The 12,474-nt window shown below is 74.9% G+C and carries 9 protein-coding genes; 6 read left to right on the top strand and 3 right to left on the bottom strand.

All coding sequences use genetic code 11. The features are described from left to right. The first annotated feature begins 67 nt into the window (after nt 1-67). Together CS0771_RS22185 and CS0771_RS22180 are read left to right on the top strand one after the other, a co-directional pair. The gene (locus tag CS0771_RS22185) at nt 68-1,252 is read left to right on the top strand and encodes an FIST signal transduction protein (protein WP_212842784.1); all 1,185 of its coding nucleotides are present in this window, start codon (nt 68-70) and stop codon (nt 1,250-1,252) included. A 1-nt stretch (nt 1,253) separates the two neighbouring features. Further along, a complete protein-coding gene (locus tag CS0771_RS22180) occupies nt 1,254-2,747 on the top strand; it encodes a sensor domain-containing diguanylate cyclase (protein ID WP_212842783.1) in 1,494 nt (497 codons plus the stop codon). Between the two features lie 93 nt (nt 2,748-2,840). Here the strand turns inward: CS0771_RS22180 and CS0771_RS22175 are convergent, their stop codons facing one another. Beyond that, entirely contained in the window at nt 2,841-3,446 is a 606-nt protein-coding gene (locus CS0771_RS22175; protein WP_212842782.1) for a hypothetical protein, read from the bottom strand. A 208-nt stretch (nt 3,447-3,654) separates the two neighbouring features. On the opposite strand from CS0771_RS22175, the gene CS0771_RS22170 reads away from it, so the two are divergent. Then, the gene (locus tag CS0771_RS22170) at nt 3,655-4,551 is read left to right on the top strand and encodes a hypothetical protein (RefSeq protein WP_212842781.1); all 897 of its coding nucleotides are present in this window, start codon (nt 3,655-3,657) and stop codon (nt 4,549-4,551) included. A gap of 1 nt (nt 4,552) precedes the next feature. Here CS0771_RS22170 and CS0771_RS22165 read toward each other — a convergent pair whose 3' ends face one another. Further along, the gene (locus CS0771_RS22165; protein ID WP_212842780.1) at nt 4,553-7,570 is read right to left on the bottom strand and encodes a BTAD domain-containing putative transcriptional regulator; all 3,018 of its coding nucleotides are present in this window, start codon (nt 7,568-7,570) and stop codon (nt 4,553-4,555) included. Between the two features lie 148 nt (nt 7,571-7,718). Here CS0771_RS22165 and CS0771_RS22160 point away from each other — a divergent pair, with 148 nt between their 5' ends. Both CS0771_RS22160 and CS0771_RS22155 read left to right on the top strand, forming a co-directional pair. Continuing rightward, entirely contained in the window at nt 7,719-8,759 is a 1,041-nt protein-coding gene (locus CS0771_RS22160; RefSeq protein WP_371821445.1) for a glutathione S-transferase family protein, read from the top strand. 57 nt (nt 8,760-8,816) lie between these two features. Further along, entirely contained in the window at nt 8,817-10,070 is a 1,254-nt protein-coding gene (locus CS0771_RS22155) for a C39 family peptidase (protein WP_212842779.1), read from the top strand. 111 nt (nt 10,071-10,181) lie between these two features. Here CS0771_RS22155 and CS0771_RS22150 read toward each other — a convergent pair whose 3' ends face one another. Beyond that, nucleotides 10,182-11,387, bottom strand: a complete 1,206-nt coding sequence (locus tag CS0771_RS22150) for an MFS transporter (RefSeq protein WP_244870949.1) — start codon at nt 11,385-11,387, stop codon at nt 10,182-10,184. Nucleotides 11,388-11,453: 66 nt separating this feature from the next. Between CS0771_RS22150 and CS0771_RS22145 the strand changes: the two genes are divergently transcribed. Continuing rightward, the gene (locus CS0771_RS22145; RefSeq protein WP_212842778.1) at nt 11,454-12,434 is read left to right on the top strand and encodes a DUF5937 family protein; all 981 of its coding nucleotides are present in this window, start codon (nt 11,454-11,456) and stop codon (nt 12,432-12,434) included. Nucleotides 12,435-12,474 lie beyond the last annotated feature (40 nt).

Below are 12,474 nucleotides of genomic sequence, written 5' to 3'. Positions count from 1 at the left end.
TACGCACGGTAGTAGCGTATTGAGGGGATGTCGGCGCACTTAAAAAAGCGTCATCTCGGGAGGTACGGTGCAGATCTCCGACAGAGAACCGCACGAACGGCGCTGGATGGGCGTCGGACGGAGCAGCCGGCCCGATTCCCGGGCGGCGGCGGCCGAGGCCGTGCGTACGGCCAGGATGGGCCCCGATCCGAAACTGCTGGTCGTCTTCGCGGCGATCACCCACGACGCGGCGGCGGTGCTGGCCGGGGTCACCGAGGCCGCGCCAGGCGTGCCGGTGATCGGCTGCACCACGCACGGCGAGATCGGGCCCGGCGGCCCGGCCGACGGCACGGTGACCGTGGCCGCGCTCGGCGGGGCGGGGCTGGAGGTGTCCACCTGCGTCGCCGAGGACGTCACCGGCCGCCAGGCCGACGCCGGTTACGAGGTGGCCGGCTGCGTCGGGCGGGTCGGGCTGCCGCACCGGGTGCTGATGCTGCTCACCGACGGGCTGGTCCGCGACCAGGAGAGCATCGTGCGCGGCTGCTACCGGGCGCTGGGCGCGGGCGTGCCGCTGTTCGGCGGGGCCGCGGCCGACGGCTGGCGGATGAGCGGGGCATACCTGTTCAAGGACGGTCAGGTGCTCACGAACGCGGTGATCGGCGCGGCGATCGCGTCGGAGGCGCCGATCGCGGTGGGGGTCAGCCACGGCTGGCGCACCGTCGGCCAGCCGATGATCGTGACCCGGGCCGCCGACGGGCGGGTGCTCACCCTCGACGACCGGCCCGCGCTCGACGTCTACCTGGAACGGCTCGACGCCCCGCCCGAGGCGTACACCGACCCGGCGGCGTTCACCGCGTTCGCGCTGCCGCGCCCGCTGGGCGTGCAGCGGCGCAGCGGGGTCGAGGCACGCAACCTGTCCACCGAGGTCGATCTGGAGGGCCGGTCGATCGGCGGCGGCGGGGCGATCGACCCGGGCGGGCTGACCTGGGTGATGACCGGTGACGAGCAGTCCATCCTGGACGCGACGGACTCCGCCTGCCAGGACGCGCTCGACCGGCTGCACGGGCAGGAGCCGATCGGCATGCTCACCTTCAGCTGCGCCGCCCTGCGCGCGGTGCTGGGCGACGACGGCATCCGGCGGGAGGGCGAGCGCCTGGACCGGTGGGCCGGCAGCATCCCGTACGCGGGCTTCTACACCTACGGCGAGATCGCCCGCAATCACGGCATCGACGGATTCCACAACCAGACCCTCGCTGTGCTGGCACTGAGCTGACATGGCGGGGCTCGCCGAGTCGCTGTACATCCAGCAGCTGGTGGAGCTGCTGGCCGTGGTCTCCTCGTCCACCGACGAGACGTCGGCGGTGCAGAACGCCGTCGAGCGCTCGGCGCAGGCGCTGGAGGCGGAGGTCGCGGCGGTGGTGTTCGAGGGCAAGGTGACCGCGTCGATCGGGTTTCCGCCGGGCGCGGTGCCGCACGAGGAGATCGTCGCGGTCACGCTGCGGCAGCGTGCCGAGCTCGACGTACCCGGCCTGGGCAGCTGCCCGGCGGTGACCGCGTCCTGGGCGGGCAGCAACCCGGGGCATCTGGTGCTGGCCCGCTGGGACGCCCCGTTTCGCATCGAGGAGCAGAACCTGGTCCGCGGTATGGCCCGGGTGCTGGAGCTGACCCTGACGATGCTGCGCACGCTCGCGGCCGAGCACTCCATCCGGCAGTCGCTGGAGGAGCGGCAGCGGCTGCTGGAGCACCTGTTCACGATCCAGCGGGCCATCTCCCGCCGCGAGGACCTGCAGCAGATCCTCGACACCATCACCATCGGCGCACGGGACCTGCTCGGCGACGAGATCGGGCTGCTGTGGGTGCGCGACGAGCCCACCTCCTCCCGGGTCAGGCTGGCCGCGGCGGCGGGCACCCGGCCGGTGGACCCGGCCGACCGGCCCGTGGTCGACGTGGCCGACGCGTCCGTGGCGGGCGAGGCGATCGTGACCGACCAGGTCGTGGTCCGGCACGGGCAGGAGGCCCAGTCACGGATGCTCAAGCTGCTCGGTCCCAACGGGGTGCACGCGTCGATGGCCGCGCCCGTGCACGACAGCGGCATCGTCACCGGCGCCCTGGTCGTGGCGTCCTGCGACGTGGACCGCGCCTACACCCCGGCCGATGAGCAGACCCTGCGCGCCTTCGCCGAGAACGTCAGCCTGGCCCTGACCGACGCTGCCACGGTGGTGCGCATGCGGCTGGCGCACCACGACGCGCTGACCGGGCTGCCCAGCCGGCGGCTGTTCCTGGAGCAGCTGGCCCAGCAGCTGGCGGTGGTCGAGTCCGACGGGCGCACGCTCGCGGTGCTGTTCCTGGACCTGGACCGGTTCAAGGACATCAACGACTCCCTCGGCCATGCCGCGGGCGACCAGCTGCTGACGGTCACCGCTGACCGGGTCACCGCGCAGCTGCGCGCCGGGGACGCGGCGTCGCGTTTCGGCGGGGACGAGTTCGCGGTGATGCTGTCCAGCGTGGACGGCGCGGGCGACGCTACGGCGGTGGCGAGCCGCATCGTGGACGCGCTGGGCAAGCCGATGCGGGTGGCCCAGCAGCGGCTGCGGGTCGGGGTGAGCATCGGCATCGCCCTGAGCGCCGCCACGGGCAACGATCCCGCGGAGCTCGTCGCCCGCGCCGACCTGGCCATGTACGAGGCGAAGCGCCGCGGCACCGGCGGCCACGCGATCTACGACGCGTCCCTGCCCGGCCACGGCACCGTCCCGGCGGCACACCGCTGACCCGCCTTGCCGTGAACGCCGGCCTATGACGTCCGATCCGGAAGCCGGATCCTCGACGTCACAGGCCGACGTCGACGGCGGGCAGGGTGCCGATCAGGCGCTGACCTGCACGCTCAGCGTCCAGTCGTCCAGGATGCCGGTGAGCATGCTCGCTCCCGCCTGGTCGACCAGCCGCCACTGCACCTCCACGACGTGCGGTGCCGGGGCGAAGACGGGCGCGGCCACCCGCTTGCAGGCCTGCGTCGCGCCGGACTCCCCGGCCCCGGAGGTGAACGTCAGGTCGTTGGCGCCCACGGGCACCCCGTCGATCAGGATCTGGATCTGCAGGAAGTCCAGCGGCGCCGCGTAGGTGACCGGCTGCCCCTGCACCCGTCCCTCGGCGGTGAAGAGCACCAGGAGCTGGTCGTTGTCCGCGGCCGGCGTGGTGACGGTGATCGCGGCGCCGGGCAGCGGCTGGAACATCATGCCGGTCTCGGCCAGGGTGAGCGGCGCGTTGTCGGACACGGTGAAGCTCTGCTCCTGCGCGCCGCCGTTGCAGGCGACCGGGCCGTTGCCGCCCGCGTCGGTCGCCCTGTCCTCGTCCAGCAGCGCCACGGCCCGCGGCACGGACTGCGCCGCGGCGGTGACCGGGCTCGCCGCCCCGGCCACCGCGAGCACGGTGGCCAGTGCCGCCAGCACGGCGACGGTACGTCTGTTCATGAGGTGATCCCTTCGGCTGCTCCGCCCGCTCCCGCGGCCGGAGTGCCGCGGCGTTCGCGGCGGGATCAGGCTGCGCCGCGCCCGTCAGCGCGCGGTCACGGTCGGGTCAGTGTCAGTCGGCTGACGGACGACCATGACGCCACCGTGACGACCGTGCCGAGCATGGAAGGCGGCCGTCCGCACCGGACGCCAGAGGAGGAGAACTGCTGTGCCAACGGCAACCGTCACCCGAGTCGCCGCCACCGTGCTCGCCGCCACGCTGCTCGGCCTGCTGCCCGCGCCGACCGGCGCGTACGCCGACGAACTGCTCACCTTGGAGGAGGAGACCAGCAGCACCACCGACACCCTGGCCAAGGAGGTCACGGTGACCTGCCCGCGTGGCACGTGGGTGGTCGCCGTCGGCGGCTGGACCACCGGCGGCGGGGGCAGGGCGCTGCTGACCCGCATGGAGCCCAGCGACGACCTGACCTCGGCGGTGGTCGCGGCACGCCCCGGGGTCCCGCCGGCCGGCGGGTTCTCGCTCACCGCCCAGGCGATGTGCCTGCGCGACGAGACACCGCCGGAGCGTGTGGAGGACACCGTGTCCGGCGACTCCATCGTCGCCACCTGCCCCGACGAGCATCAGGCCGTCGGCTACGGCTTCGCGATGCACCGCTCCTCCGGCGACTGGCGCCTCGACGAGCTGCGGCCCGGCAACGCGCTCGTCAGGGTCCGCGCGCAGGCGTCCGGCACCAGGCCGGCGCTCGCGCAGCTGACCGTGGTGGGCATCTGCCTGCCCTCACCAGAGCTCACCGCGTTCGCGTGCACACGGGAGCAGGGTCCGAGCACGCCGGTCCTCTATCCCCGCACCGTCGTGCTGCCGGAACCGGACTACGGATACCTCGGCATCGGCGGCTCGGTGACCGGGGCCGGCACCCACCTCGACCGGTTCCAGCTGAAGCTCTACGGCAGCGGGGAGGTCCGCGCCTCCCGCTATCTCGGCCTGTCCCTGCCGTTGTCGCCGGCCGCCCGGTCCGGTGCCGTCGCGGCGGCCGACGAGGAGACAGCGGAGTCGATGACCGGCTGGGGCAGCAACATCGGCACGTTCTACACGCCGGGGTGCTGAGTCAGCGCCGCGCCACGGCCGCCTGCCGGACCGGGACCAGCAGATCCCGGTCCGGCGGCGACACTCCGATCGCGCGCATCGCGTCGCCGTAGCGGGCGAACGCGCGCCGGGCCTCGCCGTGCTGGCCGCCCGCGACGAGCGTGCGCACCAGCGACCGGTGCGCGCGCTCGTCGTACGGGTCGCGCTCCAGCAGCCGCAGCAGGTAGCTCACCGCCGCACCGGGCTGCCCCGCGAGGCGGCTGGTGTGCGCGAGCATCCGCAGCATCGCCAGGTACGCCGCCCGCGCCTCCTCGTGCAGCGGGCCCGCCCACTCGGTGTACGGCTCGTCCTCGAACGCGTCGGCCCGGTAGAGCTGGTCGGCCGCGAGCAGCGCGAGCCGGGCCTGCTCGGTCGCCTGCTGCTCGACCAGCCGCCGGGCTCGGGCGACCTGGTCCAGGAAGTCCTCCACGTCCACACCGGTCGTGGCCACGTTCAGCGCGATGCTCGACTGGTCGGCGCTGAGATGGTGGTCGGCGGCGTGGACCTTGGCCGGGTCGAGCACCCCGCGCACGATGTTGAGCAGCACCGACAGCCGGTGCCCGGTCTTCTGCCCGTCGGCGTCGGGCCACAGCAGCTCGCACAGCTCGCTGCGCGGCACCGGCCGCCCGCGCCGCGCCACCAGGATGCGCAGCAGGTCACGGGCCTTGCGCGACTGCCACGACGACGCGGGCACGACCTGCCCGGCCAGCTCCACCTCGAACCGGCCGAGCGCGCGTACCCGCACCTGCGGCCGGTCCGCGGAACCCGTGGCCGCGCCGATCCGGTCGGCCAGCGCGTCGGCGGCGGCCAGCCGCTGCGCGGCGGGCAGCGCGTCGGCCCGCTCGTCCGCGCCCGCCCCGGGCAGGCGCGCGGCCAGCACCGCGATACGTGCGGCCTCCACCGCAGCTCCGGCCTCCGCCCAGATCGCCCGCGCCTCCCGTAGCGCGGCGCGGGCGCGGTGCGGGTCGGCCTCGGCGGCGGCCCGCAGTTCGAGCGCGTCGGCCAGGCCCGCGGGCTCGCTCCGGGTCCGGGCCGCCCGCGCGGCCTCGGTGGCCAGCTCGGCGGCGCGCACCGGGGCGCCCTGGTGCAGGGCGATCCAGCCCTGCGCGAGCAGCGCCGGGCGGCTCAGCTCCGGCCCGGCCTGGTCGGCGGCGGCCTCGGCGTACCCGGCGGCGGCCTTCACGTCGTCGGCCAGCACCGTCAGCGCCAGCCCGGCCAGCGCGGGCACCAGCACGTGCGCGTTGCCGGCCCCGGACGCGACCTCGACCACCTGCTCGTACGCGGCCCGCGCCTGCTCGCGCCACCCGCGCCGCCAGTACAGCTCGGCCAGCCCGAGCACCGCCCCGGCGAACCGGCGCGAGCCGTGCCGCTGGTAGTGCGCGATCGCGGTCCGGTAGCGGCGGGCCGCCTCGTCGTAGCGGCCGAGCATGGCCAGCGCGTCGGCCTCGTTGCTGGTCGCGATGGCGTGCAGGCTCGGCGAACCGGCCGCCTGCGCGTACACGGCGCACAGCTCCGCCGACTCCAGCGCCGCCGCGTAATGCGCCTGCTGCAGCTGCTGGTAGCTGCGGTTGGTATGGATCTGGGTCAGCAGCAGCACGTCCCCGGTGCGCTGCGCCATCGGCAGCGCGAGCGCGAAGTGCTCCGCGCTGCCCGCGCTGTCCCCCGCCACCCCCAGGCACAGCGCCAGGCTCAGGTACGCGGCGGCCAGCGCGGCGTCGTCACCGGCCGCCGCGGCCGTCCGCACCGCGTGCCGTGCCGAGTCCACCGCGTCGTCGACGTCGCCCGCGAGCAGCCGGGCGTTCGCGACGGCCGCGGCCAGCAGCGCCGCGTCCGCACCGGACTCACCCGGCGCGGCGCGGGCGAACGCGGCCAGCGCCCCGTGCGCGTCACCGCGCTGATAGGACACCCGGCCCAGCCGCCAGGCGGTGGCCGCGGGCAGCGGCCGCCGGGTGCCCGCCGCCTCCTCGTACGCCCGCTGCGCGGCACCGAGATCGCCCGAGGTCCGCAGCGCGTCGCCGAGCAGCAGCCACAGCCGCTCGTCGCGCTCCTCCGGCGGCAGCTCGCCGACCAGGCGCACGACCAGACCCACGTGCCCGCCGGACACGATCCGCCCGCCGTGCTCCCGCAGCAGCTGCGCCGCCCCGGCCCGGTCCCCGGCCCGCATCAGCTCGCGCGCGGCGGCCGCCGCCGGACCGTGCTCGCGATACCAGGCCGCGGCCGTGCGCGCCGCGTCCCGCCCGCCCGTGTCATCGGCCGCCGCGACCCGGGCGACGACCGGCACGATCCGCTCCACGACCGGCAGCCCCGGCGCCGCGCCCGGCTCCCGCACCAGCACCCCGGCCCGGCGCAGCAGCGCGCTCAGCGCTTCGGCCTCGGGCACGCCGAGCGCCGCGCACAGGCCCGCGGTGAGCGGCGACAGCTCGCCCGCCCGCGCGAGCAGCAGCCGGACGTCCTCCGGCAGCTCCGGCAGCACCTGATCCCGGACGTACGCGGCGAGCGGCCCGGCGGCGGGTTCGGCGTCCGGTCCGTGCACGCGTACGGCCTCGACAGCGAGCTGCACCAGGGCGGGCCAGCCGGCGGTCGCGGCGTGCAGGCGCGCGGCGAGGTCCGGGTCGGCCGACCCGCACGCCTCGGTGAGCAGCTCGGCGACGTCGTCCACGGTGCAGGCCAGCTCGGCCGGGCCGACTTCGGTCCACCGGCCGGGGCCCGCGTGCGGCCGCCAGGCGAGCGGCCACCGTGACGCCAGCACGATCTCCACGTCCGCGCTGACGCCCGCGACGGCCCGCAGCAACCTGCGCAGCTCGCCGTCGGGCAGCGCGGGCAGGTCGTCGAGCACGATCGGCCCGTCACCGGCGGCCGCGGCGTCCACGACGAACGCCGCCGCGTCGGTGCCGCCCGGCCACCAGCGGGCCCCGGGCGCGGGACACCAGCGGCGCAGCGCGGTCGTCTTGCCGTATCCCGCCGCCGCGATCACCATGCGCCGGCTCGCTGCTGGTGCCATCGCCGTTCCCGCACCTCCCGCCCGTACACCGACCTGTGCTGACAGGCTGCGGCCACCCTCCGGTGTGGACAAGGATTCTGTCGGGAATGTGCGTGATGCGCCACGCGACGGCTGGGCGTGGCGCGCCGCGGTCGGCAGTATGGGTGCCATGGCCGACACCACGATCACCGAAACCGGACCCGGCAGCTACGTGAACCCGGACGGGGCGTTCACCCGCGACCAGCGCTACATCGCCACCCGCATCACCGCCGACGGCCGCGACGGCTACCCCGTCGAGGCCGGGCGCTACCGGCTCGTGGTCAGCCGCGCCTGCCCCTGGGCGGGCCGGATGGTGATCGTACGCCGCCTGCTCGGGCTGGAGGAGGCGCTGCCGATGGGCGTAACCGGCCCGACGCACGACAAGCGCAGCTGGACGTTCGACCTCGACCCGGGCGGCCGCGACCCGGTGCTGGGCATCGAGCGGCTGCAGGAGGCCTTCTTCGCCCGGTTCCCCGGCTACGAGCGCGGCATCACCGTGCCCGCGATCGTGGACGTGCCCACCGGCCAGGTGGTGACCAACGACTACCGGCAGATGACGCTGGACCTGTCCCTGGAGTGGACCGCGCTGCACCGCCCCGGCGCCCCCGAGCTCTACCCCGCGCCGCTGCGCGACGAGATCGACGCGATCAACGAGCAGGTCTTCGAGGACGTCAACGACGGTGTGTACCGGTGCGGCTTCGCCGGCTCGCAGCAGGCGTACGAAGCCGCGTACCGGCGCCTGTTCGGGCGGCTGGACGCGCTGTCGGAGCGGCTGTCGGCCCGGCGCTACCTGGTCGGCGACACGATCACCGAGGCGGACGTGCGGCTGTTCTGCACGCTGGTCCGCTTCGACGCCGTGTACCACGGCCACTTCAAGTGCAACCGCAGCAAGCTGACCGAGCTGCCGGTGCTGTGGGCGTACGCGCGCGACCTGTTCACCACGCCCGGTTTCGGCGACACGATCCACTTCGGGCACATCAAGAGCCACTACTACGAGGTGCACCGCGACATCAACCCGACCGGCATCGTGCCCGCCGGGCCGGACCCGGCCGGCTGGCTCACCCCGCACCACCGCGAGCAGCTCGGCGGCCGCCCGTTCGGCGACGGCACGCCGCCCGGCCCGGTGCCGCCGGGCGAGACCGTACCGCCGCTCACCGATCAGGTGTTGTGAAGAATCCCTTCGTCGCGGGATGCTCTGATGAATATTCCCGTCACGAATGGAGCATTCATGGAGCGCAGGGCAGTGCTTCGGTCGACCGTCGCGGTAGGTGCGTCGATCGGGTTCGCCACGGTCGCCGGGCCGGCCGCCGCCAAGCCCACGCCACCGGCGGGGCCGCGCAACATCGCGTACCGGGGCTGGACCTCCGACGCCGACTTCGGCTCGGGCACCCACCTCGGCACCGCCGCATCGGGTGATGCCCTGCGCCTGACGGCGGCGGCGGGCCAGTACACCTATCTCGGCGCGAACTACGACTACGCGAGCTGGACGTCGCCCTCGGTGACCACCGGCTTCCCGGCCACCGAGGCGATCGCCTCCTGGACCGCCGACACGCCCGGCGCCACCTGGGTGCAGGTGGAGCTGCGCGGCGTGACCGCCGCGGGCAACACCACGGCCTGGAAGATCATGGGCAGGTGGGCGGCCGACGATGCGACCATCCAGCGCACGTCCGTGCCGGGACAGACCGACGCCGACGGCGGCATCGCGATCGACACCTGGACCGCGGCGGCCGGACGCGAACTGACCAGCTGGCAGGTGCGGGTGACGCTGTACCGGCCCGCCGGGGGCTCGCTCACCCCGGTGGTGCGCAGCCTCGGCGCGGTCGCCTCAGCGGTGTCGGGCTCCGGCACCGCCACGGCACCGGCCGCGGCGCAGGGCATCACGCTCAACGTGCCGCAGTACTCCCAGAGCATCCACGCCGGACAGTACCCGCAGTACGGCGGTGGCGGAGAGGCCTGGTGCAGCCCGACCTCGACGTCGATGGTGCTCGCCTACTGGGGCACCGGCCCGACACCTGCCGACTACGCGTGGGTGGATCCAGGCTACGCCGACCCGTGGGTCGACCACGCCGCCCGCAGCACCTACGACGCCAACTACGGCGGCACCGGCAACTGGCCGTTCAACACCGCCTACGCGGGCCGGTTCGGCATCGACGGCTTCGTCACGCGGCTGCGCTCGCTGAACGAGGCGGAGAAGTTCATCGCCGCCGGGATTCCGCTGATCCTGTCGCTGTCGTTCAAGAAGAACGAGATCCCGGGCCTGACCTACGGCACCAACGGCCACCTGCTGGTGCTGGTCGGCTTCTCCGCGACCGGTGAGCCCGTGCTGAACGACCCCGCCGCCGCGACCAACGCGGCCGTCCGCAAGACCGTCGGCCGCGCCCAGTTCGAGGCGGCCTGGCTGGGCACCAGCGGCGGCGTCGTGTACGTCGTCAAGCAGCCCGCCACGGCCCTCCCGCCCGCCCCCGCCCAGGCCAACTGGTAACGAGCCGCTTTGCTCTGCACACAAATACGCACGGTGGGTATTCGTGTGCAGAGCAAAGCCCGAACGTGGCGAACCCGGCCGGATCCGCCCGACGGGACCGCGACCTGACCCTCAGGCCGGGAACCGCCTGAGGGTCAGCGCCCACCAGCCACCGACGGCGGCCGTGCCCAGTCCCGCGACGAGCATCGCCGCCCCGATCGAGGTCTGCTCGGCGAGCACGCCCAGCAGCACCGGCCCCACGCCCTGCAACGTCATCAGGCCGGTGAACTGCAGCGCGAACGCCTGCCCGCGTATCTCCGGCGCCAGCGCCTCCAGGAACGGCCGCTGCACGCCCAGCGAGTAGCAGAAGGCCGCCCCGGCCAGGAACATCACCACCATCGCGACGGCGGCCGGCACCGGCACCGCCAGCAGCACCAGCGGCCCGCCCAGCCCGGCGATCACGACGGCCACCAGCCGTTCCCGTGCGGCCGGGCGCAGCAGGCGGCTGTAGAGGAGGTTGCCGACGACCATGCCCAGCGGCGCGCAGGCCAGGATGATCCCGGCCGTCCCGGACCCGTGGCCGCGCTCGGCCGCGTACGGCACCACCAGCGCCTCCGCCCCGACGATGAACGCGGGCGGCAGCCACTGCACCAGCAGCAGCCGCCGGACCGGGCGGTCGCGCCACAGCCGCCCGGTGACCGCCCAGCTCTGCCCGAGCGCCGACCCGGACTCCGCCGACGGCGCCGCGAAGTCCGGAAGCCGCAACCGCACCCACACCGCGGCCACCAGCCCGACGGCGGCCGCGGCCAGCAGCGTCCGGCCGGGCCCCAGCACCGCCACGGCCGCGCCGCCGAACGCCAGCCCCAGCAGCTGCGCCCCGCCGCCGGCCACGCTCGACAGGGCCCGGCCCAGCACGTACGCGTCACCGGTGAGCTGCTCGGCGATCAGCCGGTTGGACGCGCCGTTGAAAACGGGCCCGAACACCGCGACGCCCGCGAGCAGCGCCAGGCTCGCCCCGACCGGCAGCGGCAGCAGCGCGAGCACGAGGGCGGCCGCGGCATCGAGCAGGAACCCGGCGGTGATCAGCGGCCGGGGCCGCAGCCGGTCGGCGAGCGCGGCCAGCAGCGTCCCGCCGACGACCTGCGGCACGAACCCGATCGCGAACGTCAGGGCGGTCAGCACCGGGGACCCGGTGCGGTCGAAGACCAGCACGGACAGGGCCAGGATCCGCAGCGACCCGGCCCCGATGGCCAGGGTGCGGGTGAGGAACAGGGTGCGGAACACCGGCTCGGCGAGCACGTCGCGGTAGGTGGCCGGGCCGGCCTCGGTCTCGATCACACGGTGAGCGTCACGGACGGCTCGCGCGGGCAGCGAATGTTTCGTCCAGCGGCGTAAGGTCGGGGCATGCTCCGGTTCGAGGTCACCGCCGACGACCTGCTGCACAGCCGGTTCGCGATCAGCCCGCTGTTCGAGCTGGACAGCCTCATCCGCATCCTGGCGGGGCTGTCGCGCAACCAGCGGCTCCCGGTGAGCTGGGCCGCGCGGCTGCGTCCGGCGTACGAGCAGCTGAGCGCCGACCCGGCGATGCGCGCGGTGGTGGCGCTGCACTCGCTGCGACACGGTCCCGGGTTCCTGGCGCCGCCACCCGGAGGGCTGGCCCAGAGCATCGAAGACGACCTCGCGGTGGTACGCGCCACCCCGCTCCCGCTGGCCCGCCGTGACGTCCGGTCCGGCCTCGCCCTGCGCCCCTGCCACGACGCCGAGGCGCTCGCCGTACTGCACGACCCGGACGTGGCCGCGCTGCTGGCCGATGCCCTGGAACGGGCCTGGCACGCGCTGCTGGCCGCCGACTGGCTGCGGCTGCGCGTCATCTGCGAACGCGACGTGCTGCACCGCTCGGCGGACCTGGGCCGCTCCGGCTGGGCGGCGGCGTTCGACGGGCTGCCCCGGGTGCGCTGGCGGTCCGGCGGCATCGAGATCCCGCAACTGCTCAACGCCAAGGTCGAGGTGGCCGGGCGCGGGCTGCTGCTGGTGCCGTCGGTGTTCATCTGGCCGGGCGTCGCCGCCCACCACGAGCAGCCCTGGCACCCGGCGATCATCTACGCGGCGCGCGGCGTCGCCGCCCTGTGGGAGCCGGACCCGCCGCCCGCCGAGGCGCTCGCGGCGCTGGTCGGCAGGGCACGAGCACGCCTGCTCGAAGCGCTCGCCGAGCCTGCCAGCACGACCCAGCTCGCCCGGTCGCTCGGCCTGGCCCCGGGTGCGGTCGGTGACCACCTGGCCGTGCTGCTGCGGGCGGGCCTGCTCGACCGCGCCCGCTCCGGCCGCTCGGTCCTCTACCGCCGGACTCCGCTCGGCGACGCCCTGGCCGCCACCGCGTCGCTCTAGCCCCCGGCCCGGCCCCCCAAGATCGCGACTTCGTGTCCAA

It is taken from the genome of Catellatospora sp. IY07-71 (genome assembly GCF_018326265.1).
Taxonomy (GTDB): domain Bacteria; phylum Actinomycetota; class Actinomycetes; order Mycobacteriales; family Micromonosporaceae; genus Catellatospora.
Note: the sequence above shows the minus strand (reverse complement) of the source record. Positions and strands in the feature narration are given on the sequence as shown.